The sequence below is a fragment of the Streptomyces sp. NPDC005808 genome (assembly GCF_042871385.1).
Classification (GTDB): domain Bacteria; phylum Actinomycetota; class Actinomycetes; order Streptomycetales; family Streptomycetaceae; genus Streptomyces.
In genome coordinates this window covers 64,458-85,146 of sequence record NZ_JBIAIK010000011.1, presented here as the reverse complement: position 1 = coordinate 85,146, position 20,689 = coordinate 64,458, and the positions used below count along the sequence as shown (strand labels likewise).

The window sequence follows — 20,689 nt, the reverse complement described above, 5'->3', positions numbered from 1 at the left end:
ACGGGATCCCGCGTGGGTGTCATCGGCGCCGCGTCCTGGTGGTCGGTCGGATCCTTCCCCCAGTCCTCTTCGCGACGCGCTCAGGCGCACATGTCCTGCGCCGGGAGCGGATCGAGCGCGCGGGCAGGGCGGACGTGACCGACCACCACGCCACCCCCGAGGAGCGGCGCGCCGCCGAACTCGGCGAGGGCTGCCGGGTCGACCCCGGCGCGGGCCAAGGCAGCCGCAGCCACCGGGATCCGCGCCCGGTCGGCGCCGTCGGCGATCTTCACGGCGACGGACCGGCCGTCCGGGAGCGCCGCGAACTGCACGCCTTCGAAGCCGTCCTTGCTGAGCAGCCCCGGCACGGCCCGCATCAGCGCGGCGACGTCACGCCCGGAGCCGGAGGCCATCTCGGCGTGCTCGCGCATCGCGTCGGCCACCTGCGCCTCGGGGGTGCCCGGGGCAGCGGTGGTGATCCCGGCCGCGGCGCGCGCGAGTCCGTGCAGCGAGACGGAGAACAGCGGTGCGCCGCAGCCGTCGACGCTCACCCGCGCGATCGCCTGTCCGGTGAGGTCCTCGACGATCTCCGCGATGGCCTGCTGAAGCGGGTGCGCGGGGTCGAGGTAGTCGTCGAGGGACCAGCCGTTGAGCTTGGCCGTGTACAGCATGGCGGCGTGCTTGCCGGAGCAGTTCTGTGCGAGCCGGGAGGGCAGTCGTCCCTCGCGGATCCAGGCCTCGCGTACGACCGGGTCGAACGGCAGGTCCGGGACATTGCGCAGCCGGTCCTCCGTCAGTCCGGCCAGCTCCAGGATCCGCCGGGTGCCGGCCAGATGCCGTTCCTCGCCGGAGTGGCTGGCCGCGGCCAGCGAGAGCAACTCGCCGTCGAGCGGCAGCCCGGCCCTCAGCATCGCCGCCGCCTGAAGGGGTTTGACCGCCGAGCGCGGATAGAAGGCGGCCTCGATGTCGCCGATCTGGAGTTCCACGGTGCCGTCGGCGGCCAGTACGACCACCGAGCCGTAGTGGATGCCCTCGATCACCCCGCCGCGTACGAGATGGGCGACGGGTGCGTGGAGGGGCTCGCGGATCACCGGTGCGGCCGCGAGTGAATTGCCGTACTCCAGCTTCAGCGATGGCTCGTTCACGCTTCGGGTCCGTCTTTCCTGGAGGTGTCCGCGCGCTCGGGATGCACGATGGAGGTGAGGGTGGTCTCGACGCGGTCGAGGTGGTGGGACATGGCCTCCACGGCGTCGTGCTCGCTGCCGTCGACCAGTGCCTCGAGGATCGCGCGGTGCTCGCGGTCGGACTGCTCACGGCGGCCGCCCAGATCGTTCAGGAAGGCCGACTGGCGGGCCAGTGCGTCCCGGATCTCCTCGATGACCTTGCGGAAGACGGGGTTCTGGGAGGCCTCGGCGAGGGCGATGTGGAAGACCGTGTCCATCGCCACCCACGCGGTGGTGTCGGTCTCCCCCTCCATGCGCTCCAGGAGATGGGCGAGGCGGTCGAGGTTCTCCGGGGTACGGCGCACCGCGGCGTACCCCGCGACCGGGATCTCGACGTGGCGGCGCACTTCGAGGAGGTCACCGGCCGCGTAGTCGCCGAAGGTGGGGTCCTCGACGGCGTTGGCGAGGACGAAGGTGCCCTTGCCGGTACGGGACACGGTGAGGCCCATGACCTGCAGGGCTCGCAGCGCCTCGCGGAGCACGGGACGGCTGACCTCCAGGCGGCGGCAGAGCTCCGCCTCGGAGGGGAGCTTGTCGCCGATGGCGTACTCACCGCGCTCGATGGCGCCGCGGAGGTGGGTGAGCACCGCTTCCATGGCGCTGACGCGCCGCGGGGCCGACCCACCTGTCTGGCTGTCTGACAGGTTCACGGGACCGATACTCCGCGGAACAGGAGGCCGCTGTCAACCGCCGGAGCGGCTCACCTGGGCGGCCTCAGCCGAGCACACCCGCTCCGAGCAGGCCGAACAGGGCCACGCCGATCACGAGCCGATAGATCACGAACGCGTTGAAGGAGTGCTTGGCGACGAACTTCAGAAGCCAGGCGATGGAGCCGTACGCGACCACGAAGGAGACGAGTGTGCCGACGGCGAGCGGGGCGGCGCCGACACCCGTACCCAGGGCGTCCTTCAGCTCGTACAGCCCTGCGCCGGTCAGGGCGGGAATGCCGAGGAAGAAGGAGAGCCTGGTGGCGGCGACGCGGTCGAGGTCGAGGACGAGCGCCGTGGACATGGTGGCGCCGGAGCGCGAGAAGCCCGGGAAGAGCAGGGCGAGGATCTGGGAGCCGCCGACCAGCATGGCGTCCTTGAGCGTCGTGTCGTCCTCGCCACGCTTGTGCCGGCCCATCTGGTCCGCCGCCCACATGACGCCACTGCCGACGATCAGGGAGGCTGCGACCACCCACAGCGAGGCGAGCGGCCCCTCGATGAGCGGCTTCGCCGCCAGGCCCACGACGACGATCGGAATGGTCGCGTAGATGACCCACCAGGCGAACTTGTAGTCGTGGTGGTAGCGCTCCTCGCGATGCCGCAGGCCGCGCCCCCATGCGGAGACGATCCGCACGATGTCCTTGAAGAAGTACACGAGGACGGCGGCGATCGCACCGACCTGGATGACCGCCGAGAACCCGACTACGGCGTTGTCGTCGACGGGGATGCCCATCAGCCCCTCAGTGATCTTGAGATGGCCGGTGGAGGAGACGGGGAGGAATTCGGTCACCCCCTCGACGGCTCCGAGGACGACGGCCTGCCCGATGTTGATGACGCTCATGGGGTCCAGTTCTGGGAGTTGGTCGACAGTGCTGTAGACAGTCTTACAGCGCGCGGGTGAGTGCCCGCGGTCTACGACCACACGGCTTGCGCGACCGACACCCCCGCGAACGCCGCCCCGAGGCCCGCCATGACGCTCGCGATCACGTTCGCGGCGGCGAGGAGTCCGGCGCCCGTTTCGGCCAGCCGCAGCGTCTCGTAGGAGAACGTCGAGTACGTGGTCAGCGCCCCGCACAGACCCGTGCCGATCAAGAGTTGCAGGTGGGGGGAGGCATGGCCCGCCGAGGCCGCGCCCGTCAGGACACCGAGGACCAGACAGCCCGTGACATTGACGGCGAAGGTGCCCCAGGGGAAGACGGTGTCGTGCCTCAACTGCACCGCGCGGTCGGTCAGGTAACGCAGGGGCGCGCCGACCACGGCACCGATGATCACCAGCAGCCAGTTCACAACCAGTTCTTACCTTCCTCGCCCGCTCGTCGCCGCTTCCGCGACAGGACGCGACGAGCCGCCGTCATCGCCAGCCATACCGCCGCGAGCGCGGCGAACAGGGTCGCGGCGAGGTAGACGAGGCCGGTCACGGGCCGGTCCCCGTCGACGAGTTTCTGGATGTCGACGGCGTACGTCGAGAACGTGGTGAAGCCGCCGAGTACTCCGGTGCCGAAGAACGGCCGCACCAGCCGGTGGACCGCCCACGCCTCGGTGACGGCCACCATGAGGACGCCGATCACCGCACACCCGACGACATTGACCCAGAACGTGGCCCAGGGGAATCCGCCTCCCTGGGAGGGCCACAGCAGCGAAGCGCCGTAGCGGGCCGTGGCGCCGATCGCGCCGCCCAGCGCGACCGCCGCGACGACCGGTCCCTGACCCTGCCACGGGGACACCGGCCGCGCGGGCGTCCCGGCCCGGTCGGCTCGCTCCGGTCGCGGGATTGTCATGTGCGTACGCCTGCGGGCTCCGGCCGCGAACCTGTCACGCGGGTACGTCTGCTCGCGTCTTGTCGCGGGGCGGTCACGTGCGTACGTCTCCTACTCGCCGGGGGCCCGGTCGCCCGAGCACACTTCTCGCAAGCAGGGACCGTTGGCGGCTCTGTCGCGCCGCGGTTCGGGTACGGCGGGTCCCGCCGCCGCGCCGCGCGGCAAGATCGCGGCCGGTGGACAGCGTAACGCCGGGGCGACAGGTCTCGCACGCCCGGCAGAAGCCATCGAGGACCTGTGGCCCCTACCAGCCCGCCTCGAAGAAGCGGACCACCTCGGCGATGCGGTACTCGTCGCGGTGGTAGAAGGTGCGACGTCTGATCTTCTTGGTGCGCAGCAACCCGATCCCCGTGAGGACGTCGAGGTGAGTGCGCGCGACGCCACGGCTCACACCGAGCTTGGCGGCGACGGTCGCCGGAGTGACACCGTCCTCGACGAGATCACCGCGCCGCTGCGGAGGAAAGTGCGCCACGGGATCGCGCAGCCACTCCAGGATCTCCAGTCGTTGTCCACTGACGGGAAGCTTCAGCATCTTGTCCCCTCCGTCACGGCGGTCTCCCGACACTGTCCCGCAGCCCGGGGCGACGCGCACGGCCTTCGGCGACGCCCGCGAAGACCGGACGCCACCGGGAAAGCCCGGGTCTCACCCCAGTTGCTCAGCGGCGCGGAGCCTCTCCATGGCGAGGGGGCAGCGACTGGATGCGGCTGAACTAGTTGCACGCTCAATTACTGGCCGGATCTCTGTTACCGTTCAGTTATGGCAGTGAAGAGTCCGGACGCTCGGCTCGAGGACAAGTGGCGGGACATTCTCTCGGTGCACGCGCGCACGATGTGCGAGATCGACCGCGAGCTGCATCCGTACGGTCTCGGCGCCAGCGACTTCGAGGTGCTCGACATCCTCGCCTCCGGCGTGGCCGCGGATCCCGGCGCACAGTGCCGTGTGCAGAACATCGCCGACCGTGTCCATCTGAGCCAGAGCGCGCTGTCCCGCCTGATCGGTCGACTGGAGAGGGACGGCCTGGTCGAACGCACCCTCTGCGCGGACGACCGGCGCGGAGTGTGGGTCGCGCTCACCGCCAAGGGCCACGATCTGCACGCGGAGGTACACCCTCTGCAACGCGCCGCCCTCGCCCGCATGTTGGGCGGATAGCGCCGGGCCGGGGGCCAACTGTTCGACGAAGGGGGGCCGTTGTACCGGACGCTCCTCACCTCCGAGCCTTCCCCCGCTTCCCGGGCGCAGGTCCATCGGCCGTTGCGGACCGACAGGGCAGGTCACCTGCGTCGCGGCACGCTCCGCGCGTGTCCTGCCCTGTCCCACGTACCCGCCCGCGTCACCCGCCCCGCGTCACCGCAGCAGATCCCGTACGGCGTCGAACGCGGCGGCGACCGTGGCCGGGTCCGCGCCGGAGCGGGCCAGCGCGCTCATGGGGATCGGGGTGACCGGGGGCAGTCCGTCATAGGGTGTCAGGCCGTCCGGCGCGGGTCCGACCGCGGCGAGCAGGGCCACGCCCTGACCGGTGCGGGCGATGTCGAGGACGCCCGCGAGATAGCCCGCGTCGCCCACCACCCTGGCCGCGACGCCGTGCGCGGCGAGGGTCGCGATGGCCCGGCGGCGGATCGCGCAGGGGTCCTCGATGGCGACCAGCGGTACGGGATCGGGCGCCCCGGGCGGCGCCCAGCCGGGGGTGGCGTGCCAGGTGAGCGGCAGCCCGCCGACCGGGGTGCCCTCGGTGGCGGCGGCCTCGGTGACGTACACCGCGACGTCCACGCTGCCCCGCTCCACGGCCTCGACGAGGCGCGCCGAGCGGTCGATGCGGAAGCGCACCCGGCAGCCGGGCCGTACCGACTGCACGGCGGCGGTGAGCCGGGGCAGGAACTGGTCCGCGGCGTGCTCGGTGGAGCCGATGGTCACGGTGTCGCCGTCCACGTCGAGGAGGGCGCGTACGGCCTCGTCGTGGACGGCGAGGATACGGCGGGCCTGCTCCACCAACAGGCGTCCGTCGGTGGTGAACCGCATCCCGCGGCCCTCACGCTCGACGACCGCGCGGCCCAGCGTCTTCTCCAGTCTGCGCACGTGCTGGCTGACCGCGGACTGGCTGAGGGCGAGGGAGTGGGCCGCGCGATGGAAGCCGCCGCAGTCGGCTATCGCGGTCAGGCTGCGTAGGGCCACGATGTCGAGCACAGGTTGGGACATGCGTCGAACGTAGTCCGATGCCGGCACCGATCGCGATTGCTGATCGATTTCGATGCGGAATCGTCGTTGGACGCGCTCGGCCACGGTCAGTCATGATGAGGCCATGCTTCACGCCACCGCTACCGCTGCCTTCCTGACGCAGCGCCGAGTCATCGACTTCGGCGTGGCGTGCAGCGCGCGCTGTCGCTGATCTGCTGAAGCACTCCGCCGCCGGCCATTACTGAGGCGTTCGGCGCTCCTTTCTCCCGCGAGCCGTCTCTGGTTCCGCGTATGACGCGTGACACCGGTCCTGAGCCGCGGCCTGGTATCTCCGCATCTCCACCCCCATGTCGCCCCGCCCCGCCAAGGGAGTCGCCCCCTCATGCCCGCATCCCCGCCTTCCCCATCCCTGTCCGTCTGGAACGAACCCGAAGGCCTCGCCGCACGCGGCACGCTCATCGTGCTGGCCGGGCGCGGTGAGCACGGCGGCCTGTACGAGCGCTTCGGCCGCCGGCTCGCCTTCGACGCCTACCGGGTTCTCGCCCTCGGCGATCCCGGCGCCGACCCGTCGGTCCTTGACCAGGCCGCCAAGCTCCTCGCCGACGAGTCGCTGCCCGGCCCGAAGGTACTGGTCGGTTCGGACACCGGTGCCCGGTACGCCGCCCACCTCGCCGCCGAGCAGACGCCGGGGATCGACGCGGTGATCCTCGTCGGTCTGCCCACCGCTCCCTGGGAGTCCGGCGGCTGGGACGTCGAGGTCCAGGCGCGCACCGCCTGCCCCACCCACCAGGGGCGGCTCACGAACGACCCGGACTTCCGGCGCGGCGCCATCGACGCGACAGCCGACCTTCCGGAGCTGCGCCTCGACCTCGTGGACGTCCCGGTGCTCGCCCTGCACGGCGCGGACGACACGGTCAGCCCCCTCGACCAGGCGCTGACCCTGTACGCCGGCCACCCCGAGGTGCGGTCCGTGACGTTCGAGGCCGGCCGTCATGACGTGCTGAACGACGCCCAGCACCGCACGGCCGCCGCCACGGTGGTCCTCTTCCTGGAGCGGCTGCGCCTCTCCCCCGAGCTGCCCCTGATCGCCGAGGCCCTCGCATGACCGGCCGGGTGACAACGACGGTCGCCGAGCTCGACGCCCTGCTGCGCTCCGCCGAGCCGCCCGCCGTACTCGACGTCCGCTGGGCACTCGGCGACCCGCACGGCCGCGACCACTACGCGGCCGGACACATCCCCGGCGCCGTGTACGTCGACCTGGACACCGAGTTGGCCGCGCCGCCGAGCCCGGAGGGTGGACGCCATCCGCTGCCGGATCTCGACGATCTACGGGCGGCGGCACACCGGTGGGGTCTGCGGGCCGGTCAACCGGTCGTCGTGTACGACGACTTGGGGAACACGGCCGCGGCCCGGGCGTGGTGGCTGCTGCGCTACGCCGGAGTGGCCGAAGTGACGCTCCTGGACGGCGCGTTGGGCGCGTGGCGGGCGGCCGGACTTCCACTGGAGTCGGGCACACCCGCCGCTCCGCCGCTCGGTGACGTCGTCCTGCGCCCCGACACCCTGCAGACCATCGACGTGGACGGGGCCGCCGACCTCGCCACGACGGGGCTGCTGCTGGACGCCCGCGCGGCCGAGCGATACCGCGGCGAGGTCGAACCGGTGGACCCGCGCGCCGGCCACATCCCAGGGGCGGTCTCCGCTCCGACCGGGGAGAACCTCGCGGCGGACGGCACCTTCCTGCCGCCCGACGAGCTGCGCAAGAGGTTCGCGGACAAGGGCGCCGACGCGACCGCGCGTATCGGCGTCTACTGCGGCTCAGGCGTCACCGCCGCCCACCAGATCGCCGCACTCGCCATCGCCGGTTATGAGGCGACCCTCTTCCCCGGCTCCTGGTCAGCCTGGTCCGCAGATCCCGCACGCCCCGCCGCGACCGGCCCCCTGCCGTCCTGAGGCGAGAGGAACCCCGCCATGACGACGAAACCCCTGAGCCCGGCGCCGGCCGTGCTGCCCGCCCCCGCTCCCGACACCCCTGCCGCTCCGGCCCCCCGGAGCACGCCCCGGGTCACCATCCGCGGCACCGCCCGCACCACCCGCCGCTTCACCGTCCCCCGCTCGGTACGCCGCGCCTCCGGCCCCGTCGGCCTGGTACTCCTGTGGTTCCTGGCCTCGGACACAGGCGTTCTCCCCGAGTCCGTGCTCGCCTCCCCCGTGGACGTGCTGCGTCAGGCCGTGGAGCTGACCAAGAACGGTGAACTGCCGAGCGCCATCGCCGCGTCGGGACGCCGGGCCGGCATCGGGTTCCTGATCGGCGCGACCATCGCGCTGAGCCTCTCGCTGCTGGCCGGGCTGTTCCGGCTCGGCGAGGACGTCATCGACTCGTCGATGGGCATGTTCCGGGCGATCCCGTGGGTGGGTCTGATCCCGCTGTTCATCGTCTGGTTCGGCATCGACGAGACCCCGAAGATCGCGCTCGTCGCACTCGGCGTCACCTACCCGCTGTACTTCAACATCTACGGCGGCATCCGGTCCACCGACTCCCAACTCGTCGAAGCGGCACGGATGATGGGGCTCGGCCGACTGGGCCTGATCCGGTACGTGATCCTGCCGAGCGCGCTCCCGGGGGCACTCGTGGGCCTGCGGTACGCGCTCTCCACCGCCTGGCTCGCGCTCGTCTTCGCCGAACAGGTCAACGCCGACGCGGGCCTCGGCTATCTGATGAGCAACGCCCAGCAGTACTTCCGCACGGACATCATCGTGCTCTGCCTGGCCGTGTACGCGCTGCTCGGTCTGACCTGCGACTTCGCCGTACGGGTTCTCTCGCGCCGGCTGCTGACCTGGCGCGCCAACTTCGAGGGCGAGGCCTGACGATGACCAACAGCGTGGAAATACGGGGGCTTTCGCGGGCCTTCGACGGCAACCCCGTCCTGCACGACCTCGACCTCGACATCCGCGAGGGCGAGTTCGTGGCCCTCCTCGGGCACAGCGGCTGCGGCAAGTCGACGCTGCTGCGCATCCTCGCCGGGCTCGACGACGAGATCGGCGGCGAGGTGACCGTGCCCGCGCGACGCAGTGCCGCGTTCCAGTCTCCCCGGCTGCTGCCCTGGCTGAAGGTGTGGCGCAACGTCGTCCTCGGGCTGCCCGGCCGCCCCGACCGCACGCTCGCCGACAAGGCGCTCGACGAGGTGGGCATCGCGGAACGCGCGACCGTCTGGCCCAAGACCCTCTCCGGAGGACAGGCGCAGCGCGTCTCACTCGCCCGTGCCCTCGTCCGCGAGCCCGAACTCCTGCTCCTGGACGAGCCGTTCGGCGCACTTGACGCACTGACCCGGGGCAAGGTGCAGCAGCTGGTCGGCGAGCTGTGGCAGCGGCACGGCTGCGCGATTCTCCTGGTCACGCATGACGTGGAGGAGGCGCTGCTGCTCGCTGACCGGGTGCTGGTGATGGACGAGGGGCACATCGCCCACGACGTCACCGTCGATCTGCCCCGCCCCCGCGATCTCACCGCCTCCGAGTTCGTCACCCTCCGGGCCCGCGTCCTCGGCTGGCTCGGTGTCGCCCCCACCCTCGAAGGAACCCCCTCGTGATACGCAGAATCGCAGCCGCCGCCCTGAGCCTCACCGCTCTGCTGGCACTGACCGCCTGCGGCGCCGACTCCTCCGCGGACACGGCCACCAGCCAGGACGAGGTCACCCTGACCATCGGCGACCAGGCGAAGACTCTCCAGACCATCTTCGCCGCCTCGGGCGCCCTCGACGGTGCCAAATACAAGGTGAAGTGGGCCGAGTTCGAGGGCGCCGCGCCGCTCTACCAGGCCGTCCAGGCGGGCGCCACCGACACCGCGTACTCCGCCGATCTGCCCGCCCTCCAGGCGCTCAGTGGCGGCGTCAAGTTCAAGACCATCGCCGCGCTCAAGAACGACGGCCACAGCACCGGGATCATCGTCCCCAAAGACTCCGACGTGAAGAGCGTCAAGGATCTCAAGGGCAAGACGGTCGTGGTGTCCTCGGCGAAGGGCAGCATCGCCGAGTATCTGCTGGCCAACGTCCTGCAGCAGAACGGGCTCAACTACTCCGACGTGAAGGTGCAGTACCTCCTGCCGACCGACGCGCAGGCGGCCTTCGTCTCCGGGAAGATCGGCGTCTGGGCGACCTTCGGGACCTATATGGCGGTCGGTCTGCAGCAGGAGGGCCGGCTCCTCGTCGACGGCACCGACGGACGCATAAGTGGGTACGGCTTCATCGGCGCCTCCGAGCAGGCCCTTGCGAGCCCGGCGAAGAAGACCGCGCTCGGCGACTTCCTCAAGCGCCTCGGTACGGCCCTGGAGTGGACGGACACGCACGAATCCGCGTACGCGGACGCCATCGTGAAGCTGAACGGCGCCGACCCCTCGGTCGCGAAAACCCTCTCCACGTCCGCGTACAGCAAGGTTCTCCCCATCACCTCCGAGGTGACCTCGAAGGTCCAGGACGTCGCCGACCTCATGAACGGCATCGGCGTGCTCGAACCGAACGTCGACGTGGCGAAGTCGGCGGACACGTCCGTGCTCAAGTGACCTCCGCCCCGACCGCCTTTTGAAAGCAAGTGACCTTTGAACGCCAGGAGTTCTCCATGCCCGTAGAGTTCATCAGCGCCGTCCACACCGACGCCGGGACGAGTGGTCCGGCCGCCAGCGCGCGCACCGGCTTCGACCCCGACTTCGTACGCCGCTACGCCCGCGCCCTGGACGACGGAGGCTTCGACCACACACTGGTCGCCTACCACTCGGCCTCACCGGACGCCCTCCAGCTGGCCCAGTTCGTCGCCACGCACACCGAGCGCATCCGCCCGGTCCTCGCGCACCGGCCCGGTGTCATCTTCCCCACCCACGCGGCACGCGCCTTCGCGACGCTCGACCGGATCAGCAACGGACGTCTGTCCGTTCACATCATCTCCGGCGGCAGCGACGAGGAGCAGCACAGGGAGGGCGACTACCTCAACAAGACCGAGCGGTACGAGCGTTCGGACGAGTACATCCAGATCCTGCGGAAGGTGTGGACCGCGGACGGGCCGGTCTCCCACGAGGGCAAGCACTACAAGTTCGAGGGATTCCACTCCGACGTACGTCCCGTGAACGGGCTCGTGCCGATCTCGGTGGGCGGTTCCTCGCAGGACGCGTACCGGGTGGGCGGGCAGCAGGGCGACATCTTCGGGATGTGGGGCGAGCCTCTGAAGGAGACGGCGGAGCAGATCGCCGCCGTGAACGCCGTCGCCGACGCCGCCGGGCGCCCGCACCCGCGTATCTGGGTGTCGTTCCGCCCGATCATCGCGCCCACCGACGAGCTGGCCTGGGAGAAGGCGCACCGCACCCTCGGCGTGCTCAAGGAGCAGACCGCGAACACCGAGCTGCTGCGCCACTACAAGACATCCGGGCGGCCGGCCAATGTCGGCTCGCAGCGGCTCCTCGACATCGCCGAGCGCGGCGAGGTCCACGACCGCTGCCTGTGGACGGCGCCGGCCATCGCGACGAACGCAGCCGGCGCCTCGACCGCGCTGGTCGGCTCCCCCGAGACCGTTGCCCAGGCGCTGCTCGACTACGTCGACATCGGCTGCGACCTGCTGTCGATCCGCGGCTACGACCCGCTCAACGACGCAATCGACTACGCCCGTTACGTACTCCCGCTGGTCCGGCAGGAACTCGCCCACCGCGCCGCCACCTCCCAGGCCGCCTGACCCCCCTCTGAGCTCTCATGGAGATTCCGTGTTGCGTCATACCCTGCGTGCGTCCACCGCCGCCCTGGCCCTCATGCTGCCGTTCGCGGCGGCCTGCGGGAACGAGGCGCAGGCCGAATCCTCGTCCGACGTCTCCTCCGTGACCCTGGACGTCGGCGCCACCGGCTGGAAGGCCGACGAGGCGATCCTCAAGTTCGCCCACCTCGACGACACCCCTTACAAGGTCAATTGGAGCCTCTTCCAGGGAGGTGACCTGCAGCTCCAGGCCATCCGGGCGGGAGCGCTCGACCTCGCCTCCTCCAGTGAGATCCCGCCGATCTTCGCGGCGGCCGACGGCAAGCCCAACTTCAAGGTCGTCGCCGTGGAGCGGGCCGCGACACTCAATCAGGAGGTCGTCGTCCCCAAAGGCTCCAAGGTGACCGACATCGCGGGCCTGAAGGGCAAGAAGGTCGGCTACGTCGCGAACACCACCGCGCACTACTTCCTGTACGAGCTGCTCAAGCAGGCGGGCCTGAAGTGGTCCGACATCGACGCCAAGCCCCTGCTCCCCAATGACGGACTCGCGGCCCTGAACGGCGGCGGCATCGACGCCTTCGCCTCCTACGGCACGTCGATCATCACCGCCCACCAGCAGGGCGCCGTCACCATCGGTTCGGGCAAGGACATCCTGTCCGGCAACTTCCTCTGGTCGGCGCGGGACACCGTGCTGAAGAGCCCCGCGCAGACCGCCGCCGCGGCCGATCTGATCGCCCGGATCTCCCAGGCGTACGCGTATGTCAGGGACGGGCACGAGGCCGAGTTCGCCAAGGTCATCGCCGACGCCACCCACCAGCCCGTGGAGCAGGCCGAGAAGGACCTCGTCGCCCAGCAGACCCAGCGGCCCAACCAGGCCGAGACGGTCAGCGACGCCACCATCGCCTCGCAGCAGAAGGTGGCCGACGCCTTCACCGAACTCGGCGCGCTCAAGTCGCACCTGGACGTCGGGGCCTTCTGGAGCCGCGACCTCAACGCCGACCTCAAGAAGGCACTGTGACCTCCCCGATAACGCTTCGCCTCGCGGAACTTGCCCCCGAATACGATCGATCGGCTGCCTTCCCCGCCGAGTCCCTCCAGGCCGTGCACGAGGCCGGACTGCTCACCGCGACCGTCGGCGAACGCTACGGCGGCCCGGGCGGCAGAGTCGCCGAGACCGCGCGCATCCTGCACACCCTCGGCCAGGGCGACCCCTCCGTCGCCCTGATCACGGCGATGACCCTCAACACCCACGCCAGGCAGGCCGTCCAGCCGCACTGGCCCGACGAGCTGTACGCGCGCGTGCTCAAGGAATCCGAGAAGCGGCCCGTTCTCATCAACCACGCGCGCGTGGAGCCCGATCTGGGCTCCCCCGCGCGGGGCGGACTGCCCGCCACCCTCGCGCGGCGCACCGCCGACGGCTGGTCGCTCAGTGGCCGCAAACGGTTCGTGACCGGAGCCGAAGGTCTCGACTGGTTCCTCGTGTGGGCCACCACCGACGAACCGGAGCCGCGCGTGGGCACCTTCCTGGTCCCGGGCGGCTCCCCCGGCATCGAGATCGCCGACCGCTGGGATCAGTTGGGTCTGCGGGCCAGCGGCAGCCATGACGTCGCCTTCCACGGCGTGGAGATCCCGTACGAGAACGTCATCGGCCTGGGCCCGCACGGACCCGCAGCCGAGCAGGACAACAGGGCCGGCGCCGCTCTCCATCTGCCGCTCGCCGCCCTCTACTTGGGTGTCGCACGGGCGGCGCAGGCCTTCTTCCACACCTTCGCGCACTCACGCGTGCCGGCCAACCTCGGTCACCCGGTGGCCCGTACCGAACGCTTCCGGCGGACGGCCGGGGAGATCGAGGTGCTGCTCACCGCCGCCGAGCAGCTGGTGCTCGGCGGCGCCGCCCTGGTCGACGCGGGCGACACGTCGTACACCCCGGAACAGGCGCTCGGCGCGCGCGTGCTGGCCGACCGGCACAGCGTACGGGCCGTGGAACTGGCCGTGCGGCTGCTCGGCAACCCGGGCCTGGCTCGCGGCAACCCCCTGGAGCGGCACTTCCGCGACATCCAGTGCGCGCCCGTGCACGCACCCCAGGAGGACATCTCCCTGCTCACGATCGGAACGAAGGCGTTGAACGGTACGAAAGCCCCGACGGGCACACAGGCACCGAACGGCACGAATTCCCCGGCGGGCACAAAGGCACCGAGCGAAACGACGGCATCGGGCGAAGCTCAGGCGCCGACCGACACGAAGGCTCTGATCGTATGACAGCACCAGCCATCACGGCCTCGGCCCAGTTGCTGGGCCTCCTCGCCCGTGACCTGCCCCCCGACCGCCTCACCACGGACCCGGCCACGCTGACCGCGCACGCCACCGACCGCTCCGGCACGCGCGTCGACGGCAGTCCGCTGGCTGTCGTGCACGCCCGACGCACCGAGGACGTGACCGTCACTCTCCGGCACGCGCACGAACTGCGTGTGCCGGTGGTCCCGCGCGGCGCGGGCACCGGTCTGTCGGGCGGCGCGACGGCGGGCGAGGGCACGCTGGTCCTCGACCTGTCCGGGATGAACCGCATCCTCGAACTGTCGACGGACGACCAGCTCGCTGTCGTCGAACCCGGTGTGATCACCGCCGAGCTGGACCTCGCGGCCGCCGCGCACGGTCTGCGCTACGCACCCGATCCGGCGAGCGCGGCCATCTCCACGATCGGCGGGAACATCGCGACCAACGCCGGCGGTCTGCGCTGCGCCAAGTACGGCGTGACGCGGGACAGCGTGCTCGGTCTCGAGGCGGTGCTCGCGGACGGAACCGTCGTGCGCACCGGCCGCCGTACCGTCAAGGGCGTCACCGGCTACGACCTCACGGCACTGCTCACCGGCTCCGAGGGCACCCTCGCGGTGATCACGTCGGCGACGCTGCGGCTGCGGCCCGTCCCGGTGGCGACGGCCACGCTCGCCGCGTACTTCGCCTCCTTCGAGGACGCCGCCGAGGCCTCGTACGCGATCGCGCGGGCCGGCGTCGAGCCCGCGCTGGCGGAGCTGGTCGACGGGCCGGTACTGCAGGCCATCGACCCCGCGCTGCGCGAGCGCGGCGCGGCCCTGCTGCTCGTCCAGTGCGACGGCGCGGGCGCGGCGATCGAGGCGGAGACGGTCGCCCGGCTGCTGGCACCGCTGGCCACGGCGGTCGAGACGGCGGCGGACCCCGCCGAAGCCGACGCTCTGCTCGCCGCCCGCCGCCTCGCGCTGCCCGCGCTGGAACGCCTGGGGCGTCCGCTGATCGAGGACATCGCGGTACCGCGCTCCCGGCTCGCGGAGGCGGCCCGCGAGATCCGCGCCATCTCCGCACGCCATGACGTGCCCGTGTTCACCATCGCGCACGCGGCGGACGGGAACCTCCACCCGATCATCGTGGTGGACCCGTCACTGCCCGTGCTGCCGGACGCCGCGTGGGAGGCGGCCGGCGAGATCTTCGCGCTGGCCCTGCGCCTCGGCGGCACGCTGACGGGCGAGCACGGGGTGGGGGTCCTGAAGCGGCAGTGGGTGGCGGACGAACTGGGGCCCGCGGCCCACGCGCTGCAGCGGCGCCTGAAGGACGCCTTCGACCCCCGCGGGATCCTCAATCCCGGCAAGAGTCTGTAGGCGGCCTTACGCCTGAGGCCTGGCGAGCAGGGTGCGGACGCCCTCGGAGGTGAGGGTCAGGCCGTGCGGCGAACTGCCGTCGATCGTGAGCGCCAGTTCACTGGACGGCCACTGCGAGGCGAGGGCGCCCAGCGGCACCATGCGGTACCGGGAGACGGACGGGAGCAGCCCTGCCATCTCCAGCTCCGAGGTGAAGACCGGCACGACCTGCTCACCGCCCGGCGCCTCCAGGACGGGCAGCGCGACGGCCGTAGGGTCGGCGACCTCCTCCTCGCTGACGTCGTCCGGCACGGGGACCAGGACATCGCTGCCGGCCAGCGTGTCCAGTGCCACCGCGTCCTCGGTGTTCCGGGTCAGGACGTCCAGTGCCTCCTGGGCGGGTGTCGTGGGCGGGGTGTGGTTGTTCAGGGGGGTGTCCATGGCAAATCCCGGGGTAGTACGGACGGGTCGCCCGGGACGGGTCCGCCCCGGGCACACCCTCGTCGCGTACCCACCCGATGCCTGGGCATTCCTCACACTTGCCGATCGAGAATGTCCAGTCCAGGCGGTGAAAACCGACGAGTAGTGGTGACGGGTGCCCACGCGCAGGCCGGATCCCTACCGGGGAGCCGGGCGCGATTGACGGAGGAACTCGTCGAGTGCGGGCGCGTCGGGCGCGGTGGCGGGTCCGGACCGGGTGACCGCCAGCGCGGCGGCCGCGTTGGCACGACGGGCGGCGTCGGACGGGGCCAGACCGCCCGCCAGGCCGGCCATGAAGACACCGGTGTGCGCGTCGCCCGCGCCGTTGAGGTCGACTGCCCGGACGTCGAATCCGGGGACCGCGGTGAGTGTGCCTTCGTGGTGCAGGAGGCAGCCGTCCGGTCCGGTACGGATCAGGGCCGAGCCGCGCTTCAGACGGGAACGCACGGCGCGGGCCGCGGCGACTGGCTCGTCGACTCCCGTGAGCAGCGCGGCTTCACGGGCGTTGCAACTCCACCAGTCGGCTCGCGCCATGAGCAACTCCAGCGCCTCAAGGGGGATTTCGCCCACCAGGGGGCCAGGATCCACGATCACCGTGACGGCCGGGTCCAGCCGGGGCACCCATTCGACGAGCGCGGCGCGATTGGCCTCGTACATCAGGCTGTAGCCGGAGATATAAGCCATGTCGGCTGCCGCCGGCCGCAGTTCGGCGAGATCGGTGAAGGCCAGTGTGGCTTCGGCACCCGGGCTCGTGACAAAAGTGCGCTCGCCCTCGGCGTCGACGAGGCAGACGACGAGGCCGGTGTCGAGGTCCGGGCGGGGTGCCAGCAGGACGTCGATGCCCTCCGCGCGCAGGGCGCTCCGGGCCCGGTCGCCGAAGGGACCCGTACCGTGGGCGCCCGCGTAGGTCACGGGCAGTCCCTGCCGGGCTGCCGCCGCCATGACGTTGAAACCGCCGCCCGGCGTCCGGTCGGTGCGGGTGGCGAGGACGTCACCGCCACGCTCAGGCAGGGCGGGGACCTCCAGGACCAGGTCCATCATCACGTTGCCGAGGTGCAGGAGCCGGCTCATGGCCGTCCTCGCAGGGTGAGGAGCGCGGCGGCGGTCGCGTCCAGGTTCAGCTGTGGGTTCACTCGCGCCAAGGCCGCCCGTGCGTCGGCCGGAAAGGCGTCCACTCCGTGGCAGGCGCCACCGACGGCGCCCGCGATCGCGGCGATGGTGTCACAGTCGCCGCCGACGGACGCGGCGAGCAGCACGGCCCGCCACGGGTCGTCCGGAGAGGCTGCGAGGACGGCGAAGGCGGCGGGTACGGACTCCTGGGTCGCCAGGCTGGTGCCCACCAAGGTGTAGACCCGGTCGCATACCTGGGCCTCATCGAGACCTCGTACCAGCCCGGTGGCCCACACGATCCGCTCGGCCACATCGGCGGCGGCCACCCAGTGGCCACGGTCCGCCGCCGACCGGGCCGCCGCGATTGCGACTTCGACGGCCTGCGCGACCGACGCTCCGTCAAGTCCCGCGCTGACCGCGGCGGCCACTGCTGCCGCGCCCGCCAGGGCGACCCCGGTGTTGTGGGTCAGCCGGCTGGCCTCCACGACCCGGTCCACCAGCGCAACCGGATCCGCCACGGACACGGCGATGCCCACGGGCGCGATCCGCATCGCCGCGCCGTTGGTGGTGCCGTACCTGCCGACCTCGTCCACGGGCGTACCCGCCAGGACCAGTTCGACCGCACGCTTGGTGGAGGGGCCGAGCAGATCCAGCGAGCCACGGGCCCGCATGTCCTCCTCCCAGGCCACCAGACGCCGGGCGAGCTCCGCCGGGTCGATGCTCCCCTTGCCGTCGAGCAGCAACCGGGCGAGCAGGAGGGCCTGTTCGGTGTCGTCGGTGACCGCCCCGGCCGGCATTCCGGCGGCCAGCGGGTGGTCGAGGTCGGCGGGCTGGAACCCGGTCAGCACCGGGCCGTAGCGCGCGAGGATCCGCGGGCGCGACAGCATCTGGGTCGGCATACCGAGGGCGTCCCCGAGGGCGAGCCCGTAGAGGGCTCCGGCGGCGCGGCTCTGGAGAGTCATGGGCGCTTTCCGTAGCAGGAGTGTGTCAAAACAGGGGTTCAGCCGAACTCGAGGGAGAGCTGGAAGTGGTCGGGGTCGAGCAGGCTCGCGACATGTTCGACGAAGGAGCCGTCGACCGCACGGCTCGTGCGCCGCGTGTCGAGGAACCAGTCACCCGGTGCACGGCGCAGCACCTGCGCTTCCCGGACGTCGATCCGCCGCCCGGCCAGCCGCTGTTCACCGTGGTCGGGGCGGAGCCCGGCCCGCAGCATCACCTCGGTGAGGGAGAGGTCGTCGAGACCGCGCCCCGGAAGTTCCTTTACGCCGGGAACGGGCGGCAGACAGCTGCGTTCGTACGAGATCACGGAGCCGTCGGCGACCAGCTCCCGGATCCGCTCGACCCGTATGAACGTCGGTATGTCCAGAGCGAGTTGAAAGGCCAGCTCCTTGTCGTGGACTTCCCGGACCGCGAGTGTCCGCACGCGTGTGTCGACGCCCTGGACGGCCAGGGCGTGCGCCCAGCCGAGCCGGTCGTCGAGCGGGCGGCCGTCGAAGAGTACGTACGAGCCCTTGCCGGTGCGGGTGGCGATCAGTCCGGCGTCGTTCAGTTCGGCGAGTGCGGCGCGCACCGTGGTGCGGCTGACGCCGAAGCGCTGGGCCAGGGCGTGCTCCCCCGGCAACTGCTCCCCCGCCGGCCGGCGTCCGCTGCGGATCTCCTTGGCGAGTACGTCAGTGATCTGCTGGTGCTTCAGCGGGATTCCGGTCATGCCGCGACCCCGGCAAGGACCTCGTCGACGGTGACGACCCGGATCAACGGCCGGTACAGATCCAGCACATGGAGAGCCTTGGCGTGCGAGTCGTCGTCGACGCCCGCGCAGGCGTCGGCCACGACCAGCACCTCGATTCCGGCGTCCGCGGCGGCGAGGGCGGTGGACACGACGCAGCAGTCGGTGCTGACTCCGGCGAGGACCAGCCGCCCGTCGCTGCCGACGCGCGCCGCGAGCTCGGGGGTCCACTTGCCGAAGGTCGTGGCGTTCACCAAGTGCCTTGCCTGTTCGGCGAATTCGTCCGTCAGCTCCCACAGCGGGGCGTCGGCCGGCTGCAGCGCGAAGGGCCACTGGTCGTAGTAGGCGCGCCAGGCTCCGACGGGCTTCTCCGGCGCGAGGAAGCGGGTGAACGTGACGCGGTCACCGAAGGCCGGCAGCAGTCGACGTACACCTCGGGCGGCTTCCTCGAAGCGTGGCGTCGCCCAGGGGCTGTCGGGCTCGGCGAACACGCGCTGCATGTCGATGACGGTGAGCAGTCCGTGAACCGGTTCGGCGTTCATACGGCGCTGAGCACCTCCTCGCTCGGGTCCTGCCGCTCCTGGGCGGGCACCCGGCCGCGACCGAGCGCCAGTGTGCCGAGGAATCCGAGGGCGAGGGCGAGCAGGACGCCCAGGTTGGCGTAGGCCCAGGAACCCGTCTTGCCGCCGAGTCCGAACGGGTCGAGCAGATAGCCCTGCCACTCCAGCCAGCTCGCGGCGGAGTTGGTGACCAGGCCCCAGCCGAGCGCGGTGGCGGTCAGGGTGAGCAGCAGCGGCTGGAGCGGGATGTCGCCGTACCGGCCGCCGGTGCGGAACAGGTCGCGCTCGTCGTAGTCGCGGCGGCGCATCGCGAGGTCGGCCAGCATGATCCCGCACCAGGCGGCGACGGGAACGCCCAGGGTGGTGAGGAAGCCGATGAACTGGCCCAGGAAGTTGTCGGTGAGGAAGACGATGTAGACCGAGCCCGCGATCATCAGGACTCCGTCGAGGAGCGCCGCCAGATAGCGCGGCACGCGCAGACCGGCGGAGAGCAGCGCCAGGCCTGACGAGTAGATGTCCAGGACCGCGCCGCCGACCAGTCCGAGCACGGCGACGATCGCGAAGGGGACCAGGAACCAGGTGGGCAGGATCGTGGTCAGCGCGCCGATCGGGTCGGCGGCGATGGCCGTGCTGAGGTCGCTGGAGGAGCCCGCGAGGAGCAGGCCGAACACCAGCAGGAGCAGTGGCGCCACCGAGGCTCCGAAGGTGGTCCAGCCGATCACGCCCCGGCTGGACGATCCGCGCGGCAGGTAGCGGGAGTAGTCGGCGGCGGCGTTGACCCAGCCGAGTCCGAAGCCGGTCATCATGAAGACCAGCGCGCCGATGAACTCCTGCGCGGAGCCCGCCGGTACGGCGCTGACGGTGCTCCAGTGGATGTGGTCGGCGACCAGCGCGATGTAGACGACCGTGAGAACCGCGGTGACGACGGTGATCACCGTCTGCAGACGCATGATCAGGTCGAAGCCCATCACACCGCCGACCACGACGAGCGCGCCGACCACGATCAGGGCGACCACCTTCGTCTCGGTGCCACCGCCCCAGCCGAGCCGCCCGAACACGGTCGCGGTGGCCATGGTCGCGAGCGCTGTCAGCACGGTCTCCCAGCCGACGGTCAGCATCCACGAGATCACCGAGGGAAGCCGGTTCCCGCGTACTCCGTAGGCGGCTCTGCTGAGCACCATGGTCGGCGCGGAGCCGCGCTTGCCCGCCACGGCGACGAACCCACAGAGCAGGAAGGAGAACACGATGCCGATCACTCCGGCGATCAGAGCCTGCCAGAAGGAGATGCCGAAGCCGAGTGCGAAAGCGCCGTAACTCAGTCCGAGGATCGAGACGTTGGCGCCGAACCAGGGCCAGAACAGTGTCCGTGGAGTGCCCTTCCGTTCGGCGTCGCCGATCACGTCCAGGCCGTGTGTCTCCACCTGGAGCTGCCTGCTCCCGGGTCCACTGTCGGGTCTGCTGTCGGGCCTGTTCTCGGAGGAATCGCGGGAGTCCGTCATCTTCGACCTACCTGTCCAGACGTGTTCAGTGGAGGCTAGGTCGGCCGCCCGGAGCCGTCAAGGGGCGCCGGCGAACCGGGGTC

General features: G+C 71.1%; 23 protein-coding genes. 10 read left to right on the top strand and 13 right to left on the bottom strand.

What is annotated here, in order from left to right; genetic code table 11:
* Positions 1–80: 80 nt before the first annotated feature.
* The 6 genes from ACFYPC_RS23995 to ACFYPC_RS23970 form a co-directional block, all read right to left on the bottom strand.
* Positions 81–1,124, bottom strand: a complete 1,044-nt coding sequence (locus ACFYPC_RS23995; RefSeq protein ID WP_388679676.1) for an asparaginase — start codon at positions 1,122–1,124, stop codon at positions 81–83.
* Complete coding sequence (locus tag ACFYPC_RS23990) at positions 1,121–1,798, bottom strand: FadR/GntR family transcriptional regulator (protein WP_388680066.1); 678 nt, start codon at positions 1,796–1,798, stop codon at positions 1,121–1,123. Before ACFYPC_RS23990 ends, ACFYPC_RS23995 begins: the two co-directional genes overlap by 4 nt.
* Before the next feature lie 118 nt (positions 1,799–1,916).
* On the bottom strand, positions 1,917–2,750 hold the full coding sequence (locus tag ACFYPC_RS23985) for an undecaprenyl-diphosphate phosphatase (RefSeq protein ID WP_388679672.1): 834 nt from the start codon (positions 2,748–2,750) through the stop codon (positions 1,917–1,919).
* Positions 2,751–2,821: 71 nt separating this feature from the next.
* Complete coding sequence (gene crcB / locus ACFYPC_RS23980; protein ID WP_388679669.1) at positions 2,822–3,196, bottom strand: fluoride efflux transporter CrcB; 375 nt, start codon at positions 3,194–3,196, stop codon at positions 2,822–2,824.
* Positions 3,193–3,687, bottom strand: a complete 495-nt coding sequence (gene crcB / locus ACFYPC_RS23975; RefSeq protein WP_388679666.1) for a fluoride efflux transporter CrcB — start codon at positions 3,685–3,687, stop codon at positions 3,193–3,195. Before crcB (ACFYPC_RS23975) ends, crcB (ACFYPC_RS23980) begins: the two co-directional genes overlap by 4 nt.
* 283 nt (positions 3,688–3,970) lie before the next feature.
* The gene (locus tag ACFYPC_RS23970) at positions 3,971–4,258 is read right to left on the bottom strand and encodes an ArsR family transcriptional regulator (protein ID WP_388679664.1); all 288 of its coding nucleotides are present in this window, start codon (positions 4,256–4,258) and stop codon (positions 3,971–3,973) included.
* A 225-nt stretch (positions 4,259–4,483) separates the two neighbouring features.
* Between ACFYPC_RS23970 and ACFYPC_RS23965 the strand changes: the two genes are divergently transcribed.
* A complete protein-coding gene (locus ACFYPC_RS23965) occupies positions 4,484–4,876 on the top strand; it encodes a MarR family winged helix-turn-helix transcriptional regulator (RefSeq protein ID WP_388679661.1) in 393 nt (130 codons plus the stop codon).
* A gap of 195 nt (positions 4,877–5,071) precedes the next feature.
* On the opposite strand, the gene ACFYPC_RS23960 is transcribed toward ACFYPC_RS23965, so the two are convergent.
* Complete coding sequence (locus ACFYPC_RS23960) at positions 5,072–5,920, bottom strand: LysR family transcriptional regulator (RefSeq protein ID WP_388679658.1); 849 nt, start codon at positions 5,918–5,920, stop codon at positions 5,072–5,074.
* 361 nt (positions 5,921–6,281) lie between these two features.
* Between ACFYPC_RS23960 and ACFYPC_RS23955 the strand changes: the two genes are divergently transcribed.
* From ACFYPC_RS23955 to ACFYPC_RS23915, 9 genes are all read left to right on the top strand, one after another.
* Positions 6,282–7,004, top strand: coding sequence for an alpha/beta hydrolase (locus ACFYPC_RS23955; RefSeq protein WP_388679655.1), 723 nt, complete (start codon positions 6,282–6,284; stop codon positions 7,002–7,004).
* Positions 7,001–7,849 (top strand): sulfurtransferase, encoded by an 849-nt coding sequence (locus ACFYPC_RS23950; protein ID WP_388679652.1) that lies wholly within the window; start codon positions 7,001–7,003, stop codon positions 7,847–7,849. The genes ACFYPC_RS23955 and ACFYPC_RS23950 overlap by 4 nt, the downstream gene beginning before the upstream one ends.
* Before the next feature lie 18 nt (positions 7,850–7,867).
* Complete coding sequence (locus ACFYPC_RS23945; RefSeq protein ID WP_388679649.1) at positions 7,868–8,764, top strand: ABC transporter permease; 897 nt, start codon at positions 7,868–7,870, stop codon at positions 8,762–8,764.
* 2 nt (positions 8,765–8,766) lie between these two features.
* A complete protein-coding gene (locus ACFYPC_RS23940; RefSeq protein WP_388679646.1) occupies positions 8,767–9,483 on the top strand; it encodes an ABC transporter ATP-binding protein in 717 nt (238 codons plus the stop codon).
* Positions 9,480–10,451, top strand: coding sequence for an ABC transporter substrate-binding protein (locus tag ACFYPC_RS23935; protein ID WP_388679644.1), 972 nt, complete (start codon positions 9,480–9,482; stop codon positions 10,449–10,451). Before ACFYPC_RS23940 ends, ACFYPC_RS23935 begins: the two co-directional genes overlap by 4 nt.
* Before the next feature lie 56 nt (positions 10,452–10,507).
* Entirely contained in the window at positions 10,508–11,608 is a 1,101-nt protein-coding gene (locus ACFYPC_RS23930) for an LLM class flavin-dependent oxidoreductase (RefSeq protein WP_388679641.1), read from the top strand.
* A 73-nt stretch (positions 11,609–11,681) separates the two neighbouring features.
* Positions 11,682–12,641 carry an ABC transporter substrate-binding protein gene (locus ACFYPC_RS23925; protein ID WP_388680063.1) on the top strand — a complete coding sequence of 320 codons (960 nt, stop codon included), beginning with the start codon at positions 11,682–11,684 and terminating at the stop codon, positions 12,639–12,641.
* Positions 12,638–13,882 (top strand): acyl-CoA dehydrogenase family protein, encoded by a 1,245-nt coding sequence (locus ACFYPC_RS23920; protein WP_388679639.1) that lies wholly within the window; start codon positions 12,638–12,640, stop codon positions 13,880–13,882. Before ACFYPC_RS23925 ends, ACFYPC_RS23920 begins: the two co-directional genes overlap by 4 nt.
* Positions 13,879–15,252: an FAD-binding oxidoreductase gene (locus ACFYPC_RS23915; protein ID WP_388679636.1), complete on the top strand. Its 1,374-nt coding sequence runs from the start codon at positions 13,879–13,881 to the stop codon at positions 15,250–15,252. Before ACFYPC_RS23920 ends, ACFYPC_RS23915 begins: the two co-directional genes overlap by 4 nt.
* Positions 15,253–15,258: 6 nt before the next feature.
* Here ACFYPC_RS23915 and ACFYPC_RS23910 read toward each other — a convergent pair whose 3' ends face one another.
* From ACFYPC_RS23910 to ACFYPC_RS23885, 6 genes are all read right to left on the bottom strand, one after another.
* Positions 15,259–15,672: an SseB family protein gene (locus ACFYPC_RS23910; RefSeq protein WP_388679634.1), complete on the bottom strand. Its 414-nt coding sequence runs from the start codon at positions 15,670–15,672 to the stop codon at positions 15,259–15,261.
* A 177-nt stretch (positions 15,673–15,849) separates the two neighbouring features.
* The gene (locus ACFYPC_RS23905; protein ID WP_388679632.1) at positions 15,850–16,782 is read right to left on the bottom strand and encodes a PfkB family carbohydrate kinase; all 933 of its coding nucleotides are present in this window, start codon (positions 16,780–16,782) and stop codon (positions 15,850–15,852) included.
* Complete coding sequence (locus tag ACFYPC_RS23900) at positions 16,779–17,783, bottom strand: ADP-ribosylglycohydrolase family protein (RefSeq protein WP_388679630.1); 1,005 nt, start codon at positions 17,781–17,783, stop codon at positions 16,779–16,781. Before ACFYPC_RS23900 ends, ACFYPC_RS23905 begins: the two co-directional genes overlap by 4 nt.
* A 38-nt stretch (positions 17,784–17,821) precedes the next feature.
* A complete protein-coding gene (locus tag ACFYPC_RS23895; RefSeq protein WP_388679628.1) occupies positions 17,822–18,529 on the bottom strand; it encodes a GntR family transcriptional regulator in 708 nt (235 codons plus the stop codon).
* Positions 18,526–19,089: a cysteine hydrolase family protein gene (locus ACFYPC_RS23890; RefSeq protein WP_388679626.1), complete on the bottom strand. Its 564-nt coding sequence runs from the start codon at positions 19,087–19,089 to the stop codon at positions 18,526–18,528. Before ACFYPC_RS23890 ends, ACFYPC_RS23895 begins: the two co-directional genes overlap by 4 nt.
* Positions 19,086–20,606, bottom strand: a complete 1,521-nt coding sequence (locus ACFYPC_RS23885; RefSeq protein WP_388679623.1) for a purine-cytosine permease family protein — start codon at positions 20,604–20,606, stop codon at positions 19,086–19,088. The genes ACFYPC_RS23890 and ACFYPC_RS23885 overlap by 4 nt, the downstream gene beginning before the upstream one ends.
* Between the last annotated feature and the right edge of the window lie 83 nt (positions 20,607–20,689).

Bases quoted from the DNA above. Each gene is read 5' to 3' on its own strand.
- ACFYPC_RS23965 (WP_388679661.1), top strand. From the start codon at position 4,484: ATGGCAGTGAAGAGTCCGGACGCTCGGCTCGAGGACAAGTGGCGGGAC.
- ACFYPC_RS23990 (WP_388680066.1), bottom strand. From the start codon at position 1,798: ATGGAAGCGGTGCTCACCCACCTCCGCGGCGCCATCGAGCGCGGTGAG.
- ACFYPC_RS23915 (WP_388679636.1), top strand. From the start codon at position 13,879: ATGACAGCACCAGCCATCACGGCCTCGGCCCAGTTGCTGGGCCTCCTC.
- ACFYPC_RS23895 (WP_388679628.1), bottom strand. From the start codon at position 18,529: ATGACCGGAATCCCGCTGAAGCACCAGCAGATCACTGACGTACTCGCC.
- ACFYPC_RS23930 (WP_388679641.1), top strand. From the start codon at position 10,508: ATGCCCGTAGAGTTCATCAGCGCCGTCCACACCGACGCCGGGACGAGT.
- ACFYPC_RS23890 (WP_388679626.1), bottom strand. From the start codon at position 19,089: ATGAACGCCGAACCGGTTCACGGACTGCTCACCGTCATCGACATGCAG.
- ACFYPC_RS23985 (WP_388679672.1), bottom strand. From the start codon at position 2,750: ATGAGCGTCATCAACATCGGGCAGGCCGTCGTCCTCGGAGCCGTCGAG.
- ACFYPC_RS23925 (WP_388680063.1), top strand. From the start codon at position 11,682: ATGCTGCCGTTCGCGGCGGCCTGCGGGAACGAGGCGCAGGCCGAATCC.
- ACFYPC_RS23885 (WP_388679623.1), bottom strand. From the start codon at position 20,606: ATGACGGACTCCCGCGATTCCTCCGAGAACAGGCCCGACAGCAGACCC.
- ACFYPC_RS23910 (WP_388679634.1), bottom strand. From the start codon at position 15,672: ATGGACACCCCCCTGAACAACCACACCCCGCCCACGACACCCGCCCAG.
- ACFYPC_RS23940 (WP_388679646.1), top strand. From the start codon at position 8,767: ATGACCAACAGCGTGGAAATACGGGGGCTTTCGCGGGCCTTCGACGGC.
- ACFYPC_RS23905 (WP_388679632.1), bottom strand. From the start codon at position 16,782: ATGAGCCGGCTCCTGCACCTCGGCAACGTGATGATGGACCTGGTCCTG.
- ACFYPC_RS23945 (WP_388679649.1), top strand. From the start codon at position 7,868: ATGACGACGAAACCCCTGAGCCCGGCGCCGGCCGTGCTGCCCGCCCCC.
- ACFYPC_RS23970 (WP_388679664.1), bottom strand. From the start codon at position 4,258: ATGCTGAAGCTTCCCGTCAGTGGACAACGACTGGAGATCCTGGAGTGG.
- ACFYPC_RS23955 (WP_388679655.1), top strand. From the start codon at position 6,282: ATGCCCGCATCCCCGCCTTCCCCATCCCTGTCCGTCTGGAACGAACCC.
- ACFYPC_RS23960 (WP_388679658.1), bottom strand. From the start codon at position 5,920: ATGTCCCAACCTGTGCTCGACATCGTGGCCCTACGCAGCCTGACCGCG.
- ACFYPC_RS23900 (WP_388679630.1), bottom strand. From the start codon at position 17,783: ATGACTCTCCAGAGCCGCGCCGCCGGAGCCCTCTACGGGCTCGCCCTC.
- ACFYPC_RS23950 (WP_388679652.1), top strand. From the start codon at position 7,001: ATGACCGGCCGGGTGACAACGACGGTCGCCGAGCTCGACGCCCTGCTG.
- crcB (WP_388679666.1), bottom strand. From the start codon at position 3,687: ATGACAATCCCGCGACCGGAGCGAGCCGACCGGGCCGGGACGCCCGCG.